The following is an 18,519-nucleotide window of genomic DNA, read 5'->3' as shown; positions in this document are numbered from 1 at the left end:
TCGTATGACTTATATTGCAGGAACGGGTGCCCCAGAGTCCCCCGACGTCGGCTCGTGCTGCATCACTCTTGAGGATGGCAGAAATGACCATCGGCAAGATCGTTACGGTGATAGACGACGACGAAAACGTCCGGATCGCCATCGAAGGATTGATCCGCTCGCTCGGACACACGGCGCGCGGTTTTGCATCGGCACAGCAATTCCTGGCCTCGGACGCCCGCTCAACGACCTCTTGCCTGATCACCGACGTACAGATGGCCGAAGTCAGCGGCGTTGACCTCCATGCCCGTCTGACCGCGGAAGGTGGCGCGCCGCCGGTGATCTACATCACCGCGTTCCCGGACGAGCGGATCGAGGCCAGAGCCCGCGCCCTCGGCGCGATCGGATTCCTGAGCAAGCCTTTCGACGCGGAAACTCTGGTACACTGCATTCAGCGCGCGCTGGCATTCGGCCCTGATGGCCGGGCCTGATTGGCAGGCCGAGCGCCACAACTGGATCGGTGCCGTGAAACAGATCGACGCCCCGATGGAGTTGATGCGGCGCGAGTGCGGCTTGAGCGTCTTTCGGCGCCAAGCCGACAGCATGGCTCCACCAAGCCTGGTGGTGATGGCCGATCTCGACGATCCGCCAGCGGCGCAGCAGCTCGCCCGTGAATTCGCCCTCACCCGCGACCTCGATCCTGACTACGTCCTCCGCCCGCGCGAACTGGTGACGATCGACGGCCGCGCCGCGCTGATCATCGATGACCACGATGCCGAGCCTCTGTCCGAGAAGCTTGGGCAGCCGCGGCCGGTGGCGCGGTTGTTACGTTGGGGCATCGGCATCGCGCAGGCGCTCGGACACATTCACGGCCAAGGCCTGATCCACCGCAATCTGAGCCCGGCCGCGGTCTGGATCGACCCGTCCGATCGGGTTTGGTTGACATGTCTCGCCCGCGCCTCGCGGCTCAACCGCGAACGTCCCGATATCCCTGGGAGTGAGATCGGATCGCCGACCTACATGTCGCCGGAACAGACCGGGCGGCTCAATCGCTCGATCGATGCGCGGAGCGATCTCTATGTCCTCGGCATTCTGCTCTACCAGATGCTGGCCTCGGGCAGCCTGCCGTTCTTCGCCTCCAGCCCGGGCCAGTGGATCCACTATCACATCGCCCGCAGACCAAACCCGCTGCCGAACGCTTCCCCGGCCGCCATCGCGATCGAACGGATTGCATTTCGGCTGCTCGAAAAGTCAGCCGATGACCGCTATCAGACCGCGCTCGCCGTCGAGCGCGATCTGCGGGCCTGCCTCGCGGCGTGGGAGACCTACGGCACAACGGCCGGCGTCCGTCTGACCGAGCACGACGCCGCCGGCATCGTCCGGATGCCGGAGAAGCTGTACGGCCGCGAGGCCGAGATCAACGCGATCCTGTCCGCTTATCATCGCGCCGCCTCGACCGGCACCACCGAATGGGTCCTGATCTCGGGATATTCGGGCGCCGGCAAATCATCGGTGGTCAACGAACTGCGCAAGAGCCTTGCGCCGACCAATGGCTGGTTCATCGCCGGCAAATTTGATCAGTACAAGCGCGACATCCCGTTCGCCACCCTGGCCCAAGCCTTTCGCTCCCTGGTGCGCCAGATCCTCGGCCTCGACTGCGCGACGCTCGACCATTGGCGCATCACACTGCAAGACGCAGTCGGCGAGCACGGCGAGCTGATGGTCAATCTGGTCCCGGACCTCGCCTTGGTGATCGGCGATCAGCCGCCGCTGCCGGAGCTGCCGCCGCAGGAGAGCAAGAGCCTGTTCGAAGCTGTGCTGGCCCGCTTCCTCGCCGCGATCGCACGTGCCGAGCATCCGCTGGTGCTGTTCCTCGACGACCTGCAATGGCTGGACAAGGCGACCTCCGAATTTCTGGTGAGGCTCGCGCAAAACATCGACACCCGTCATCTTCTGGTCGTCGGTGCCTACCGCGATAATGAAGTGGACGACAGCCATGCACTCTCATGCGCGCTGGCGGAGATCCGGCGCAGCGTGTCGCATATCGAGGAGATCCGCCTCGCGTCGCTCAGCGCAGACGACATCTGCGCGCTGGTCGCCGACGTGCTGCGCGCCGAGCCTGACCATGTCGTCCCGCTGGCGGAACTGATCCATCGCAAGACGGGCGGCAATCCATTCTTCGCAATTCAGTTCTTTTCGTCCCTGGTCGACGAGCAGCTCGTGAGTTTCCATCTGCTGCATCACGAGTGGATCTGGAACATCGATCTGATCGACCAGAAGGGCTTCACCGACAACGTCGTCGATCTGATGAGCCGCAAGCTCCACCGGCTCCCGCCCCGCACCCGAGAGGTGCTGCAGACGCTCTCCGCCCTCGGTATGAACGCTGAAGCCTGCCTGCTCGCGCAGCTCCGCGACATCACCGTGGAGGAAGTCCACGGCGCGCTGCAGGACCTCGTCGCCAACGAACTGCTGCTGCGCACCGAAAACGATTACCGGTTCGTGCATGACCGCGTGCGCGAAGCCGCCTATCGGCTGATCGATCCTTCGGATTTGCCGGCCGAGCATCTGGCGATCGCCAGACACCTTACCAATTCCGTTCCGAGCTCGTCCGACGCCTTGTTCAGCATCGCCAATCACTACAATCTCGGGGCGTCGCTGCTGTCGTCCCGCTCGGAGATGGTGCTGGCCGCCGGCTACAATCTGAAAGCAGGCCGCGCCGCCAAGAAGGCGATCGCATACAGTTCGGCGCGGGTATATCTCGCGGCAGCGCTCACCCTGCTCGGCGAGAATCGATGGGCCGAGCAACCCGATCTGGCCTACGACGTCGAATATCAGCTCGCCGAATGCGAGTTTCTGACCGGCGCCCTGACCGAAGCAGAACAGCGGCTACGCGATCTCGTCACCAAGGCACGTGGCGAAATCACAATTGCTGCCGTGGTCGCGCTGCAGATCACGCTCTACACCGCGATGGATCGCAGCGACCTCGCAATCGAGGCGTGTCTCGCTTATTTGCGCGACGTCGGCATCGTCTGGTCGCGGCATCCGGACCGCCAGGAGGCGAGCGCCGAATATCAACTGCTGACCCAGCGCCTCGGCGGCCGCAGTATCGACTCCCTGCTCGATCTTCCGATTTCGAGCGACCGTCCTAGCTCGGCAGCGCTGTCGGTCATGACGGCGGCGTTGGCGCCCGCGTTCTTCACCGATCTCAATCTGGTATGCCTGCTGCTGTGCCGGATGGCCAATCTCAGCATTCAGCACGGCAACACGGATGCCTCCGCCCTCGCCTATGCTTATCTCGGCATGGTCGTCGGCCCCTGCTTCGGCGACTACGCCGCCGCTCTCCAATTTGGCGACCTCGGGCTACGCCTGGTCGAAACCCGCGGCTTCGGCCAATACAAGGCGCGCGTCCACCTGACCTACGGCGCCCATGTGTTGCCTTGGGCTCGCCCGCTGCACGAGGCGCAGCCCTATCTGCGGCGCGCTTTCGAGGAGGCCAACGAGACCGGCGATCTGACCTATGCGGGTTTTTCGTCGTGCACCCTGATCACCAACCGGCTGTCGGCCGGCGATCCGCTCGACGAAGTCGAAGTCGAGGCCTCCGCCCGGCTTGCGCTGATGAAGCGGGCGAAGTTCGGCCTGATCGTCCACATCATCACGACGCAGCTGCAGTTCCTGCGATCGCTGCGCGGCGAGACCGTAGTCTTGGGCTCGCTCAGCAGCGAGGGCTTCGACGAAGAGCAATTCGCCCGCGAGCTGGCGGCGAACCGTAGCCTGGACATCGCGTTGTGCTGGTTCTGGATCCGCAAGATGCAGGCGCTGTATTTCGCCGGTGATTACGTTGCGGCATTCGCAGCGCTCCGCAAGGCTCAACCGCTGCTGTGGAGCACCGTCGGCCACCATGAATATTCGATCTACTATTTCTATGTCGGCGTGATCAGCGCCGCCAACATGGACTCGCCTACGCCGCCGGCGCCGTATGCCGAACTCGCCGAACTGCTGGCGGACGCACATCGGCAAATGGCCACCTGGGAAATCCATAATCCCGAGAACTACAAAGGAGCGCGGGCGCTGCTGGAAGCCGAAATCGCGCGGCTGCAGCACCGCCCGTTCGAAGCGCTGCGGCTATATCAGCAGGCGATCTCGTCGTCGCACCGCGGCCGGGTCTCGCAGGTCGAAGCCATCGCCCACGAACTGGCCGCATGCTTCTGCCGGCAGCAGGGCCTCGACACCGCCTACCACGCCCATCTCGCCAAGGCGCGCGACGGCTATCAGCAATGGGGGGCGTTCGCCAAGGCCGCCCAGATCGATCGCCTGTATCCGGACATCGTGGCCGCGCTTTCCGCATCGGCTCAGGTCCCTTCAAGCATCGCCGAGAGCTTCGATCTCGCCGCCGTGCTGCGCACCTCCGAGGCGGTCTCCAACGAATCCGGCGTACCGAGGCTGATGGAAACCCTGATGACCTTGGTGCTCGAACACGCGGGCGCGCAGCGAGGCCTGCTGATCCTGCCACAGGACGACGATCTGTCGATCCGGGCCGAAGCCAGGACCGCAGAGGCCGGAATCGAGGTCGTCCTGCGCGACGACATCGCATCGACAGACGAACTGCCTCGATCGATCGTCAACTTCGTCGCCCGCACCGGCGAGGCGATCACGATCGACGACGCTCTTGTCAGCCGGTTTGCTGATGACCCTTATGTGGCCCGGCTGAAGGCGCGATCAGTCCTGTGCCTCCCGCTGATGAAGCGCAGCAAGCTGATTGGAATCATCTTTCTGGAGAACAATCTCGCCGCCGGCGTATTCACGCCCGGCAAATTGTCGGTGCTCAAGCTGCTGTCCTCACAGGCGGCAATGTCGCTGAAGAATGCTTTCCTGGAAGAGAAGGATGCGCTGGTCGACGCACTGCAAAAATCGCAGTCCGAATTGATGCGGATGTCGCGCCTGACTGCCATCGGCGAACTGGTGATCTCGATCGCTCATGAGATCAACCAGCCCCTCACCGCGATCATCACAAATGCCGACGTCTGCCTGCGCTGGCTCAACAACGAACAGCCGTCGATCGCCGAGGCCAAGAACGCGGCGAGCCGTGTGATCGAAAACGGCCGTCGTGCCGCCAACGTGGTTCAGACCATCCGCGGACTGGCGGTGAAAGCGTCGCCGCAGATGGCTCCGCTCGACATCAACGACGTGGCCCGGGAGATTCTGTCGATCATCCAGAGCGAGCTGCGCCATCACAGCATTCATCTCGAGTTCCGGCTCGGTGGTGGAGACGCGGTCGTGCTCGGCAACAGGGTTCAGCTCCAGCAGGTGCTGCTCAACCTCGCGATGAATGCAATCGAGTCGATGGCGACGATCGAAGGCCGCCGAGTGCTGACGGTCGCCAGCGACACCAGCGATCCGGGCAGCGTCACCGTCAGCGTCACGGATAACGGTCTCGGCTTCGATGAAGACCGGATTGATCAGCTGTTCGACGCGCTAGTGACGACCAAGCCGCAAGGCATGGGCATGGGCCTTTCGATCAGCAAATCGATCGTCGAAGCCCATGGCGGGCGGCTGCTCGCTACTTCACTGAAGCCGCACGGTGCGCGTTTTCAGTTCACGCTCCCCCGATCAGCTTAAGTCCGGTTGGCACGGCTTGCTCTCGCCGCAGCAAATGGCTGCCGGACGACGCCGCGCGTCTATCATCCGAACATCCAAGTTCTCGTGCGAACCGACAAGAGCCGCCGGCACATAGGCCTTAGATCAAGGTCGCCGAGATACGGTCTCAATGAGGAGTCACGCAATGCCCGATTCGTCCTCTCCCACAGTGGTGCTGGTGCATGGCGCCTGGGCCGATGGTTCGAGCTGGCGGCTCGTGATCCCTTATCTCCTCAGCCAGGGCATCCCGGTGGTCGCGGTGCAAAATCCGACCACATCCCTCGCCGCGGACGTCGAAGCCACCAGGATCGTGCTCGACAGCATTCAGGGCGACGTCGTGCTGGTGGGCCATAGCTGGGGCGGCGCTGTGATTACCCAGGCCGGCAACGACCCGAAGGTCAAAGCCCTCGTCTTCGTTGCGGCGCTGCCGCCGAAGGTCGGCGAGTCGGTCGGTGATCTGGTCGGCTCGCACCCGCCTCCGCCGGGCCTGAGCCAGATCGTCGATGACGGCCAAGGCCATCTCAAGCTCAGCGAAGCGGGCTGGGTCGACGACGTTGCGCAGGACCTTCCGGAGGATGAGGCGCGCGTGCTGGCGGTGCTGCAGCCGCCGCTGCCGACCACCACCTTCGCCGACAAGATCAGCAAGGCGGCGTGGGAGACCCGGCCGAACTGGTACATCGTCTCGACCGACGACCGCATCGTCAGCGTCGAGCTCGAACGCGAACTCGCCGTCCGCCTGAAGGCCAAGACCACTGAGCTGAAGGCGAGCCATCTGTCCATTTTGTCGCAGCCGCAGGCCGTCGCTGACGTGATCCTCGACGCCGTCCGCACAGTGGCGGGCTAAGTCCATACGCTGCCACGCCCCTCAACCTGGAGACCTCCGATGAGCACTCCTGATCACGACAATGTGCCGGGATCGTCACGAGCGCTGCACCCCCGCGCTCTCCACATCACCCGGCGTGACGCAATCGTGGGTGCCGCCTGCGTCGCTCTTCTTCCCAGCACCGTCATCGCACAGCCGGCCCACCCTCAGCGACCTTCACAAGGAGACCACGGAATGAGCAGCGGATTCGTCAAGACCAAGGACGGCGTCGATATCTTCTACAAGGATTGGGGCCCGAAGCAGGCCCAGCCAATCGTGTTTCATCACGGCTGGCCGCTGTCGTCCGACGATTGGGACGCACAGATGCTGTTCTTCCTGGCCAACGGTTATCGCGCCGTCGCTCATGATCGCCGCGGTCATGGCCGCTCGTCTCAAGTCGACAGCGGCCACGACATGGACCACTACGCGGCGGATGCCTCCGCCGTCGCCGAGCATCTCGATCTGAAGAAGGCGGTGCACATCGGTCACTCGACCGGCGGCGGTGAAGTCGCGCGTTACGTCGCCAAGTTCGGTGAGCCGCAGGGCCGCGTCGCCAAGGCCGTGCTGGTCTCTGCCGTGCCGCCGCTGATGCTGAAAACAGAGAAAAACCCCGGCGGCCTGCCGATCGAAGTGTTCGACGGCTTCCGCAAGGCGCTCGCCGGCAACCGCGCGCAATTCTTCCTCGACGTCCCGGCCGGGCCGTTCTACGGCTTCAACCGACCTGATGCGAAGACGATGCCGGGCGTGGTCAACAACTGGTGGCGCCAGGGCATGATGGGTAGCGCCAAGGCCCACTATGACGGCATCAAGGCGTTCTCCGAGACCGACCAGACCGACGATCTGAAGGCCATCACCGTCCCGACACTGGTGCTGCACGGCGAGGACGATCAGATCGTGCCGATCGAGGATTCCGCCAAGCTCTCGGTCAAGCTGCTGAAGAACGGCAAGCTGAAGACCTATCCGGGCTATCCGCACGGCATGCTCACCACCCATGCCGACGTGCTCAACGCCGACCTGCTGGCGTTCGTGAAGGAATAAGGCCCCGCGGCAACCAAGCAGCGGTCCGGCCCGACCCATCGTCGCGCCGGGCCGTTGCGTTTTACCTGGCTCCTACCAACCGTATTGCAACTGCGCGCCGAGATAATCGCAGCTGCGGCCACCGGCGGTGCGGATGGTGTCGCCGACCTCGAAATGCACTGCTTCGATCGCGCCGATGAGATGCGCGTTGAAGGCGTAGTCGAGGCGGAGCTGGCCGTAGGCGCCGGTCCAGGCGCTGCCAACGCCGGCGGTGCCGGCCACCGGCACACTCGGCTGCACGTAGATCGCGTCCGCCGTCGTGGCGCGCCATTGCAGGCCGACCGCCGCCATCAGCTTCAGCCGGCTCGCCGGCGAGACGGTGATCGACGGCTTGAGGTGAACAAGGTTCGAATATCCGGTGAAGCCAGCCAGCGTGAAGTAATAGCCGTTCGGGAACAAGGGATTGAAGGTGCCGAGCACGCCGTCTTTCGGGTGATCGTCGCCAGACGCCGCATCGAACTGCAGCCCGAGCCGCGGCTGCCAGGCGGCAGGCAGCGTGTAGCCGGCGCGGGCACCCACCGCCCAGGCCCGTGCAGCGGCGGCCCCCACCTGCCCGGTCTGCCCCATCGCCTCGAGGTCCCAATCGAGCGGCCCCTGCTTGCCGGCGAAGCGAAGGTCGAAGATATGCCGACGCTCATTACCGAAGGCATCGAGATAGCGCGCGCCGGCGCGCTCATACAACGAATAGTACGCCGACAGCTCGTTATTGCCGAGCACCTTGCGTTCGATGCGGAGGGTGCTGAAGCGGAACTGATCGGACGAGCGGTCGTCGAACGGGGTCTCGTCGAAATACTGCACCGGCCGGCTAACGAAGCCGATGAACCGCCAAGTGCCGGTCTCCCAATCGGCCCACACAGCGTCGAACGATTGCCGCACGTTGGGGCCGTCGCGCGACGACACGAAACGCTGCAGGTCGAAGGCGAAGTCCTGCCGGCCGACCCGGGCTTTGAGCAGCCCGCCGGAGAACTGCTTGGTGTATTCGAGAAACGCCAGCCGCAGGTCGACCCGATCCTGATCGACCGAGGCCACGTTCAGCTTGTCGAACGCCCGATCGTCCTCGAGCTGGACGAACGCCCGCCAATTGGCATCGAAATGCACATCGGCGTGGAGCTGCAGCCGCTGGATGACGTAACTGTCGCGGGCATTGCCGCCTGTGCCGAACGCCGGGGCGTTGTTGAACTCGAACCGCTCGCGCAGATTGGCACCGAACGACACATAGCTATTCGGATCGGACACCCACAGCGGCACGTATTTGAGGGAATCGAACGGCTCGGTCCGCAGTTTCGGATCGGCCAGCACCGACCAATCCTCTGCCCACCGATTGGACTGGATCGACGGCCGCGCCGGGGCATCATCAGCCGCGCGGGCAACACGGCCGACGGCGATGAGCGCGACGGAGGCCAGCAGCACGAAGCGCAAGCGCGCCGCGCGCCGAACTTCCCCGCGCCCTCCGCCGGCCGCCTTCACTCGGCCGCCGCCGCGTGCCGCTGCGCCGCGGCGTGGATCTCCGCCACGTAGCCACCGGGGAATTGCAGCATCGCGGCTTTGCGGTCCTCGAACGAATAAGGCGGCACCAGAACTGTCACGCCCGCTTCCTTCGCCTTGGCCATCGTCGCCTCCAGATCGGCGACTTCATAGCCGGTGGTCTCGTGGCCGTAAGGATACGGCAAATGTCCGTCGGTGACGAACACGGTCATCTTGCCGAATGTAGATTCGATCCGGATTCGCTTGATCTTGGCGTCGGGCTTGCCCACCTCGGCGCCGGATGCGACGCTGCTGTCCGACACGACCCGGCCGTGCGAGAACTTGACGAAGCTGCGCACGAACGCCTCGGCCCGATCGGCCGCGACATACACCCGGTTCTCCGGGACCGAAGTGAACGCGGCATAGTCCGGCTTGGTCGTGTGCCAGTACAGCTGCATGTTGACTCCGCCGGGCCACTGCACAACCGCGTCGCGTCCGATCGGATCCGGGAAGGTCGACACGATCACGGACGCGCCCGCGGCGCGCGCCTGCCTGATCGCCACATCGATATCGCTGACCAGATAGCCGTTGCGCTCAGCGCCGAACGGGTACGGGATCGGTGTCTTGAACCCGAACAACGACACCGTGCCCACCGGGGTCTGCAGCAACTGCGAGGTGGTGCTGCTCGGCGTCGGCGTCACGGTCGCGACCACCTGCTTGGTGCTCTTGCCGCCGAAGGTGGCGAGAAAGCTCGCCACGAATTTCTCAACGTCCTCGGGCGCCACATAGACATGCGTGGTGTCGTATTGCGGCGCGACCGCAACCGATGGGTTGGCGTGGCGCGCTTCCTTCGCTGCCACCGGCGAACTCAGCGCGGCGGCGATCGCCAGCAACAGAAGGGGTTTCGAGATCTGTTTCACGGAAGTCTCCTCGCCAATATCAGGACGTCGATCGCCGTTGGTCGGACAGCATCGCCACCAGCACGAAGCCGGCGATCAGTCCGAGATGTTCAAAGAAGGCGTTTGCCTGCATCCCACGATCCGCTGCAGGCGCGGACCAGAACGCATTCGCCGTCAGCATCGCCACGAAGGTCAGGGCGCCAAGCGCGCCGGCACCAAACCAGACCAGCCGATCGACGAGCACCAGGAGCGAGCCACCCAGTTCAACGATGATGGCGAGCGATGCCCACAGCCAGCCGGGATGCAGGCCGAACCTCTCCTGCTCGGCCACAGCCCCGGCAAAGTCGAAAAGCTTCACCACGCCGCCGAGCAGATAGGCGGACACCAGCGCGAAGCGCGCGGCGTGCCACAGCAGCGGCGACGACAGGATCGTCGCCGCCCACCTCGGCTCGTCAGCCGGCCTCACCTCACACCGCCCAGCAAGCGCAGCCCAGCGCGCCCCAGAAACTCTTCAGATCGGAGACCGGCAGCTTGCTCGACCACGCGGTGGCGTGATCGTGACCATGCAGCGTGCAGCTGTTGGCGCAGCCGCACAACGTCATCGCCTGTACCGCGACCTTGCCGGCCGCACTTTCATCGTCCGCCCAGGCGGCGTAGCCGCCGAACCGGCGCACCGGCGACCAGTCCGGCATCGCCGGCGGCGGCGCGCTGTCGTCGAGACCGGCGAACTCGGCGGCGCCATACACCACCTTGCCGCCGACCATCGTCAGCAGTGCGGTCGTATCGGCAATTTCGGCTTCGCTGCAGGAGAAATAGTCGCGGTCGGGCACCACCACGTCGGCGAGCTGGCCGACGGCGATGCGCCCCTTGTTGCCTTCCTCGTTGGAGAACCAGGTGACATTCTCGGTCCACATCCGCAGCGCGGTCTCGCGGTCGAGGCAGTTTCGCTGCGGCGTGATCCGAAGGCCGCCGACGGTGCGGCCGGTCACCAGCCAGGACAGCGACACCCACGGATTGTATGACGCGACCCGGGTCGCATCGGTGCCGGCGGAGACCTTGACGCCGCTGTCGAGAATGCGCTTCACCGGCGGGGTCGCCTCCGCGGCGCCGAAGCCGTAGCGCTCGACGAAGTACTCGCCCTGATACGCCATCCTGTGCTGCACGGCGATGCCGCCGCCGAGCGCCGCGATCCGGTCGATCGAGCGGTCCGAAATCGTTTCGGCATGATCGAAGAACCAGTGTAGACCGTCGAGCGGCGTGTCCTGATTCACCTTCTCGAACACGTCGAGCGCGCGGGAGATCGTCTCGTCGTAGGTCGCGTGCAGACGCCACGGCCATTTGTTCTGCACCAGGATGCGCACCACCTCCTCGAGCTCGCCTTCCATCTCCGGCGGCATGTCGGGGCGTGGTACGCGGAAATCCTCGAAGTCGGCGGCCGAGAACACCAGCATCTCGCCGGCGCCGTTGTGCCGAAAGTAGTCGTTGCCCTGCTTGTATTTGGAGGTCTTGGTCCAGTTGAGGAAGTCGTCCTTCTCGCCCTTCGGCTTCTGCGTGAACAGATTGTAGGCGAGCCGGATCGTCAGCAACCCCTCCTCGTCGAGCTTCTGGATCACCGCGTAATCGTCGGGATAATTCTGGAAACCGCCGCCGGCGTCGATCGCACCGGTGACGCCAAGCCGATTCAATTCCCGCATGAAGTGGCGGGTGGAGTTGACCTGATAGTCGAACGGCAGCTTCGGGCCCTTTGCCAGTGTCGCGTAAAGGATGTTGGCGTTCGGCTTGGCGAGCAGCAGGCCGGTGGGATTGCCGTTGGCATCGCGGGTGATCTCGCCGCCGGGCGGTTCCGGCGTGTCCCTGGTGTAGCCGACCGCGCGCAGCGCCGCGCCGTTGAGGATGGCGCGGTCATACAGATGCAACAGAAACACCGGCGTATCCGGCGCCACGGCGTTGAGTTCGTCGATGGTCGGCAGCCGCTTCTCGGCGAACTGGTGCTCGGTAAAGCCGCCGACCAGGCGCACCCATTGCGGCGGCGGCGTGATCGCGACCTGGCGCTTCAGCATGTTCATCGCATCGGCGAGCGAACGGACACCGTCCCAGCGCAGCTCCATGTTGAAGTTCAGGCCGCCGCGGATGATGTGCAGATGGTTGTCGATCAGACCAGGCAGCACCCGCCGGCCCTTCAGATCGATCACGCGGGTCGAGGGACCAGCGAGCGGCAAGACATCGCGGTCGTGCCCGACCGCCGTGAACCGCCCGTCCGAGATCGCCACCGCACTGGCGGTCGGGTTGCTCCGATCCAGCGTCGTGAACAGGCCGCGATGCAGGATGACGTCGGGCGCGGTGCTCATGAGTGCTTCTCCATCTGCTGCGGTTCAGAAGTCGTGGACGCGTCGGCGGCGCGGCGCCCCGGCAGCATGCCGAAGATGTGCGGCGTGCACCTGGCGTCGCGCCACGCGGCCGCAAGGCTGTGGCCGGAGATGATCTGGCGCGCCACCGGCACGATCTGCTCGCCGGCCAGAATGCCGAGTAGTCCGATCAGCGCCACCAGCGGCGGCGCGGGGGAGCGCACGTTGAGCAAGCTGTAGATGATGCCGACCAACAGGCCGGCACCGAGCGACAGCAGATATACTTTCATCGTGCTCTCCCCGCGCCGATCGCGTCAGGCGGCCTTGGTGCCGCCCTCGGAGGCGTGTTCGCCGAGCGCCCACTTGGAGAAACGGATCTGGATGCCATAGGGCGAGTGCGCCCGCAGGATGTCCATCATGCCCTCATAGGTCTCCGAGCGCGCCCAGTCCTGCTGCAGTTCGAATGCGTACTGGCAGGAAGTGATCGGCACCGCGCCGGCTTGGATCGCGCGCTCCATCGAGCGGTTGTGCGCTTCCATCGACAGATCACCGCAGGCATCGGCCGGAATGTAGATCTCGTAGCCTTCCTTCAGCATGTCGAGCGTCGGGAACATGACGCAGGCTTCGGTCCACAGCCCGGCGATCACGAACTTCTTGCGGCCGGTGGCGGCGACGGCTTTGCGGAAGTTCGGATCGAGCCACGAGTTCATCGAGGTGCGGTCGATGATGTCGAGGTTCGGAAACAGCTCGGTGACTTCCGGCATGAACGGGCCGGAGAACGAATCCTTGGCCACCGTGGTCAGCACCGTCGGAATCTTGAACAGCTTGGCCGCCTTGGCGAGGATCTGGATGTTGTTGAACACCACAAGGCGGTCGTGCGACTGCACCCCCTGATACATCGCCGGCTGATAATCGATCAGCGCGATCGCGCAGTTCTCGGGCGTAAGCATATCCAGTTTCGACATCGGAACTCTCCAAAGTTCGGGGCTGAGCTGAAGCAACTGGACGCGATCATGCCCTGCCCGGCGTCCGGATCGCTTGGACGAACCCGTCACCGCTTGCACGAACGCGCGGCGCCCTGCTCACGCCGATGACGACATCTCACCGCAGGTGCACTCATGTGGGCAGGGCGGCTCGCGCTGCTTCGGATCTGATGACGAGCGATCCTCTCGCGCCCGACGCGGCGCTCAAACATTCAAACCGCAGCAAGGTCCTGCAATCTCGCTTGGCGCCGCCGCGATAGATTTCCGCTTTGGCAACCAGCGCCGGACGGATCACGAGCGCCTTCAACCCAGCGAGGACCGATGAGCAGTGTTGAAGGCGGCCAGCAGACAGCGGCTCCGCCACGCCCTTCATCCTGGGCAGCCTTTCACCACATCGCCTTCACGGTGGTATGGACGGCAACGGTGGTGTCCAACGTCGGCACCTGGATGTTCAATGCCGCCTCCGGCTGGCTGATGACCAGCCTGGAGGCAGACCCGCTGCAGGTCGCGCTCGTGCAAGTCGCGTCCAACCTGCCGATCTTCCTGCTTGCCATTCCGGCGGGTGCGCTCGCCGATATCGTCGACAAGCGCAAGTTTCTGATCGTGGTGCAGATCGTCCTGACCTTGTTTGCCGGTGCCAGCGCGGCGCTGGTGTGGCTTGGCCTGATGACGCCGCCGCAGCTGTTGCTGTTCACGTTCCTGCTCGGCGCCGGCGCGGCCTTTGCCGCACCGGCGTTTCAATCGATCGTGCCGGATCTGGTGCCGAAGCAGGACCTCGCTTCCGCGGTCGCCAGCAACGGCGTCGGGATCAATATCAGCCGGGCGATCGGCCCGGCGCTGGGCGGCATCGCAATCGGCAGCCTCGGCATCGCCGCGCCGTTCTGGATCAATGCGGTCAGCAACCTTGCGGTGATCGCCGCGCTGATCTGGTGGCGCCCCGCTCATCCGCGCAGCGGCACGCTGCCCCCGGAACGACTGATCGAAGCACTGATCACCGGCATCCGTCACGCTCGCCACAACACCGAGCTGCGCGCGACGCTGGTGCGCGCGGTGGCGTTCTTTTTCTTTGCCAGCGCGTATTGGGCGCTGCTGCCGCTGGTGGCCCGGTCGCGGATCGCCGGCGGGCCGGAGCTGTACGGCATCCTGCTCGGTGCCGTCGGCGCTGGCGCGATCGGCGGCGCGCTCATCCTGCCGAAGCTGAAGGCCGCGCTCGGCCCCGACCGGTTGGTCGCCGCCGGCACGCTCGGCACCGCGCTGTGCCTGGTGATGCTCGGCCTTGCCCGGCAGGTCGAACTCGCTGTCGCCGCGTGCCTGCTCGCCGGCGTCTCGTGGATCGCCGTGCTGGCCAGCCTCAACGTCTCGGTGCAGGTCGTGCTGCCGGATTGGGTCCGCGGACGCGGCCTGGCGATGTTCGTCACCGTGTTCTTCGGCGCAATGACCGCAGGCAGTGCACTGTGGGGCCAGATCGCCTCATCGTTCGGCCTGCCGATCGCGCATTTCGCGGCGGCGGCGGGCGCGGTGCTCGGCATTGTGGTGACCTGGCGATGGAAACTGAAGGCCGGCGCGGACGTCGATCTGTCGCCGTCGATGCACTGGCCGACGCCGATCGTCAGCATCGACGCCGAACCGGATCAGGGCCCGGTGCTGATCACGGTCGAGTACCGAATTGCGCCGAGCCATCGCGAGGCGTTTCTCAGCGCGGTGCGGCATCTCAGCCGGCAGCGGCGGCGCGACGGCGCCTATCAATGGGGCGTGTTCGAGGATGCGGCCGATCCCGGCCGCTTTGTCGAAACCTTCAAGGTCGCTTCATGGCTGGAGCATCTCCGCCAGCACGAGCGCGTCACCAATGCCGATCGGGTGCTGCAGGAGCAGATCCGCTTGTTTGATGCCGAACCAAAAGTGACGCATCTGATCGCCGCGCCGCATGGGCACATCAAACGGCAGCCAGGGCATCCGCCGCAAACGCCTTGATGACTTAGCGCGCCGCAGCGCGCGCCACGATCTGCAGGAAGTTGTCGTTGAGCCGGCGCGCCGCCTGCGCAAAACCGGGCAAGAGCCCGGTGGTCTCGTCGGCGAGCTTCGCGGCGCGCTCGCGCCCGAGCGCCGTCTCGAGCGAAGCCGCGTACGCGGGAATCTGCTGCCATTCGGGCACGGTGCGGTCGGTGATCTCGACGTGATACTGTAGCCCGTAAGCCGCAGGGCCAAACCGGAACGCCTGTACCGCGCAAGCATCATTGCGCGCCAGCACTTCTCCCCCGGCGGGCAGCGTCGCGACTTCGGCCCCGTGCCATTGGAAGGTCTGCAACGGGCTGGAAAGACCGGCGAACAACGGATCGGTTGCGCCGGCCGCCGTCAGCTCGACTTCGCCCGGACCAACCTCAGGAGTCTGGCCGAGACGGACTTCGCCGCCGAGTGCAGCCGCAAGCAACTGATGCCCGAGGCAGATGCCAAGATACGGCCGGCCAAGCTCCTGCACGAAACGCCGGATCGCGGCCTTCTCCGGCACCAGCCAGGGATGCTCGTCTTCCTGCCAAACGTCTTGCGGGCCGCCCATCACGATCAGAGCGTCGTACGGCTCGAGCGCTGGGATCGGTTCACCTGCATCGAGTTCGACTGCATCCCACACGATCCCCGCTTCGCGCCAGAACTCGCGGAAGATGCCGGGATGCTCGACATCGACGTGTTGAAACACCAGGAAGCGCAGTCCGCTTCTGTTCGGGCTGGTCGCGATACTGTTCATGTCGGCCCCGCTCAGATCGGCGCGTGATGCGCGCCACCGATGGCGCGGTTTTGGCCGATACGCTGGCATCGAGCAAGCGCGATAAATGAGCAGCGCCCGTCGAAGCGCGACGGTACCAATCTACGATTCCCCTGCTTTACGGAGCAGATAGATGTCCATCACCCAGCCCTTGGCGGCACGCACCTGGCGGCGAACGCGCTGAATCTCGGGCGCAATCTCCGGGAGCTTGCCGGCTACCAGGACTTCGTCATCCATGCCGAGGTTCGCACCCCAGAAGATTTCGGCCCCCTCGGCGTCGATCTTGGCGAAAGTCTCCTCGCCGTCGAGCATCACTACCGTTGTCTCGCCCGACCATCGCCCCGCGGCGGCGAGCTTGCGCCCTGTCGTCACCGTGACGGGTTCGCCGATGCCGTTGAGCGCGATGCCATGACGCGCCGTCAGCGCCTGCACTGCGGTGATGCCGGGAATGATCTCGTAGTCGATCGCCATCCCGCGCCCGCGCAGCCGGTCGAGAATGCGGATCGTGCTGTCGTAAAGCGACGGATCGCCCCACACCAGAAATGCGCCGCAACCATCCTCCGGCAGTTGCTCGGTCATCGCGTGCTGAAACCGGTCGGCGATCTGGGCGTGCCAATCGTCCACCGTGGCTCGATAATCCTGCGGCTGCGGCTCACGCTTGGGGATGTCGATGGTGACGAAGCGGTAACCCGGCGTCTTGATGAAGCGCTCGCAGATCTGCTCCCGCGCCAGGCGCAGCTCGGCCTTTTCTTCTCCCTTGTCGGGAATGAAGAACACGGTGGCGCGGTTCAGCGCCTCGACAGCCTGAAGGGTCAGATAGTTCGGACCGCCCGGCCCGATTCCGATCAACAAGATCTTCCGCATCGTCGTCCTATTCCGCCCGCGAACGCCGCTTCACCGCGCCAGCGCCAGCAAGGCATCGAGATCGAGATTGCTTTCGCAATGATCGGCGAGCGCGTCCAGCGTCTCCTCGACCCGCCGCTCGAAATCGAGCCCGGAGGACGCGGCACCGATCTGTGCCAGCCAGGCAGAGCGGAACGCATCGCCGCCGAAGATGCCGTGCAGATAGCCGCCGCTGACGCGGCCGTCCGCCGAGACTGCGCCTTCGGCGCGCTCGGTGCCGCCCTCCTCAAGCTTCAGCCAGGGCCGCGCCAAACCTGGGCCGGTGGTCCGCCCCATATGCATCTCGTAGCCGACGACACGGCACCCGCTGACCCGATCGACCGCATCGATCTCGATCAGGCGCTTGTCGCCAGAAATCTCGGTCTCAATGTCGAGCAAACCAAGCCCTGCGGTCTCGCCCGCAGGTCCTTCAATGCCTTGCGGATCGCGCACCACGCGGCCGAGCATCTGGAAGCCGGCGCACAGCCCGACGACGCGGCCGCCGCGGCGGACGTGGGCGTGAATGTCGATATCCCAGCCCTCGCGCCGGATCAGATCGAGCTCGGTGCGGGTCGCTTTCGAGCCCGGCAGCACCACGACATCGACATCCGCCGGAATCGGCGAGCCCGGCTGAATCCACTGCAGGTCGATGTCGGGCTCGGCCACCAACGGATCGAGGTCATCGAAGTTGGCAACGCGCTGCAGCCGCGGCACCGCGATCTTGAGCTTGCCCCGGCTCGCCGCTGCGGCGCGCTCCAGCGCCAGCGAGTCCTCTGCCGGCAGTCGGTCGGCGCCGGGAAACCAGCGCAGCACGCCGAGGAACGGCCAGCCGGTCTCCGCCGTGATGGTCCGGCAGCCGGGTTCGAACAGCGAGAAGTCGCCGCGGAACTTGTTGATCAGATAGCCGACGACGCGGGCCCGATCGCCCTCGCTCAGCAGCACGTAGCTGCCGACCAATGCCGCCATGGTGCCGCCGCGATCGATGTCCGACAGAAACACGACCGGCAGATCGGCCGCCTCGGCGAACCGCATGTTGGTGATGTCGGAGGCGCGCAAGTAGACCTCGGCGCCGCTGCCGGCGCCTTCGACCAGTACCAGATCGGCCTCGGCAGCGAGCCGCTCGAAGCTGTCGACCACCGCCGGGATCAGCCGCTGCCGCATGTGGTGATAGATTCGCGCCGGGCAGTTGCCGAGCACGCGTCCGCGCAGCACCACCTGGGCGCCGATCTCCGACTGCGGTTTCAGCAGCACCGGGTTCATGTGAATCGACGGCGCCACGCCACACGCGCGCGCCTGCAGCGCCTGAGCGCGGCCGATCTCGCCTCGAACTTGTTCGCCGTTCGGACCGAGCGGCAGATCCGAGTCGGACGCGACCGCGGCGTTGTTGCTCATGTTCTGCGCCTTGAATGGACGCACCACCAGCCCACGCCGGGCGAAGGCACGGCACAGCCCGGCGACCACCATGCTCTTTCCGACGTCCGAACTGGTGCCCTGGATCATCAGCGAGCGGGCGCGCCGCGGACCGGTGGTCGCGCGCGGCGTGAATTGGATCCGGGAGATGAGCTCCTCGACATGGGCGTCGGTCATGAAACCACTCGATAGCATGGAGTTAAGGGGAAGCAGCGCAGCCGCCCGC

14 protein-coding genes are annotated in these 18,519 nt (G+C 65.2%); 5 read left to right on the top strand and 9 right to left on the bottom strand.

Annotated elements, in window-relative coordinates; translation table 11 throughout:
• Positions 1-83 precede the first annotated feature (83 nt).
• The 4 genes from LRC39_RS10875 (at position 84) to LRC39_RS10860 (ending at position 7,513) form a co-directional block, all read left to right on the top strand.
• Positions 84-470 carry a response regulator transcription factor gene (locus LRC39_RS10875; protein ID WP_346297258.1) on the top strand — a complete coding sequence of 129 codons (387 nt, stop codon included), beginning with the start codon at positions 84-86 and terminating at the stop codon, positions 468-470.
• The gene (locus LRC39_RS10870) at positions 457-5,595 is read left to right on the top strand and encodes a trifunctional serine/threonine-protein kinase/ATP-binding protein/sensor histidine kinase (RefSeq protein ID WP_346297257.1); all 5,139 of its coding nucleotides are present in this window, start codon (positions 457-459) and stop codon (positions 5,593-5,595) included. The genes LRC39_RS10875 and LRC39_RS10870 overlap by 14 nt, the downstream gene beginning before the upstream one ends.
• A gap of 163 nt (positions 5,596-5,758) precedes the next feature.
• The gene (locus LRC39_RS10865; RefSeq protein WP_346297256.1) at positions 5,759-6,457 is read left to right on the top strand and encodes an alpha/beta fold hydrolase; all 699 of its coding nucleotides are present in this window, start codon (positions 5,759-5,761) and stop codon (positions 6,455-6,457) included.
• A 213-nt stretch (positions 6,458-6,670) separates the two neighbouring features.
• A complete protein-coding gene (locus LRC39_RS10860; RefSeq protein ID WP_346297255.1) occupies positions 6,671-7,513 on the top strand; it encodes an alpha/beta fold hydrolase in 843 nt (280 codons plus the stop codon).
• A gap of 72 nt (positions 7,514-7,585) precedes the next feature.
• Here LRC39_RS10860 and LRC39_RS10855 read toward each other — a convergent pair whose 3' ends face one another.
• From LRC39_RS10855 to LRC39_RS10830, 6 genes are read right to left on the bottom strand one after another with little or no spacing between them, the layout of a single operon-like run.
• Complete coding sequence (locus tag LRC39_RS10855) at positions 7,586-9,019, bottom strand: alginate export family protein (RefSeq protein ID WP_346297254.1); 1,434 nt, start codon at positions 9,017-9,019, stop codon at positions 7,586-7,588.
• Positions 9,016-9,936 (bottom strand): glyoxalase, encoded by a 921-nt coding sequence (locus tag LRC39_RS10850; RefSeq protein ID WP_346297253.1) that lies wholly within the window; start codon positions 9,934-9,936, stop codon positions 9,016-9,018. The genes LRC39_RS10855 and LRC39_RS10850 overlap by 4 nt, the downstream gene beginning before the upstream one ends.
• Positions 9,937-9,955: 19 nt before the next feature.
• Positions 9,956-10,381 (bottom strand): DoxX family protein, encoded by a 426-nt coding sequence (locus LRC39_RS10845; RefSeq protein WP_346297252.1) that lies wholly within the window; start codon positions 10,379-10,381, stop codon positions 9,956-9,958.
• A 1-nt stretch (position 10,382) separates the two neighbouring features.
• The gene (locus LRC39_RS10840; RefSeq protein ID WP_346297251.1) at positions 10,383-12,263 is read right to left on the bottom strand and encodes an amidohydrolase; all 1,881 of its coding nucleotides are present in this window, start codon (positions 12,261-12,263) and stop codon (positions 10,383-10,385) included.
• The gene (locus LRC39_RS10835) at positions 12,260-12,550 is read right to left on the bottom strand and encodes a XapX domain-containing protein (RefSeq protein WP_346297250.1); all 291 of its coding nucleotides are present in this window, start codon (positions 12,548-12,550) and stop codon (positions 12,260-12,262) included. Before LRC39_RS10835 ends, LRC39_RS10840 begins: the two co-directional genes overlap by 4 nt.
• A 24-nt stretch (positions 12,551-12,574) precedes the next feature.
• On the bottom strand, positions 12,575-13,225 hold the full coding sequence (locus tag LRC39_RS10830; RefSeq protein WP_107355266.1) for a hydrolase: 651 nt from the start codon (positions 13,223-13,225) through the stop codon (positions 12,575-12,577).
• A 339-nt stretch (positions 13,226-13,564) separates the two neighbouring features.
• Between LRC39_RS10830 and LRC39_RS10825 the strand changes: the two genes are divergently transcribed.
• Positions 13,565-15,214, top strand: a complete 1,650-nt coding sequence (locus LRC39_RS10825) for an MFS transporter (RefSeq protein ID WP_346297249.1) — start codon at positions 13,565-13,567, stop codon at positions 15,212-15,214.
• A 4-nt stretch (positions 15,215-15,218) separates the two neighbouring features.
• Here the strand turns inward: LRC39_RS10825 and LRC39_RS10820 are convergent, their stop codons facing one another.
• The 3 genes from LRC39_RS10820 to LRC39_RS10810 all read right to left on the bottom strand — a co-directional run bounded on the left by LRC39_RS10820 (position 15,219) and on the right by LRC39_RS10810 (position 18,470).
• Positions 15,219-15,983, bottom strand: a complete 765-nt coding sequence (locus LRC39_RS10820; protein ID WP_346297248.1) for a type 1 glutamine amidotransferase — start codon at positions 15,981-15,983, stop codon at positions 15,219-15,221.
• 120 nt (positions 15,984-16,103) lie between these two features.
• A complete protein-coding gene (gene cobF, locus LRC39_RS10815) occupies positions 16,104-16,865 on the bottom strand; it encodes a precorrin-6A synthase (deacetylating) (protein ID WP_346297247.1) in 762 nt (253 codons plus the stop codon).
• Positions 16,866-16,895: 30 nt separating this feature from the next.
• On the bottom strand, positions 16,896-18,470 hold the full coding sequence (locus tag LRC39_RS10810) for a cobyric acid synthase (protein WP_346297246.1): 1,575 nt from the start codon (positions 18,468-18,470) through the stop codon (positions 16,896-16,898).
• Positions 18,471-18,519: the final 49 nt, after the last annotated feature.

The organism is Rhodopseudomonas sp. P1 (assembly GCF_039642825.1).
In the GTDB taxonomy this organism is placed as follows: domain Bacteria; phylum Pseudomonadota; class Alphaproteobacteria; order Rhizobiales; family Xanthobacteraceae; genus Rhodopseudomonas; species Rhodopseudomonas palustris_H.
The sequence above is the reverse complement of the archived record's forward strand: the minus strand, read 5'-3'. Positions and strand labels throughout refer to the sequence as shown.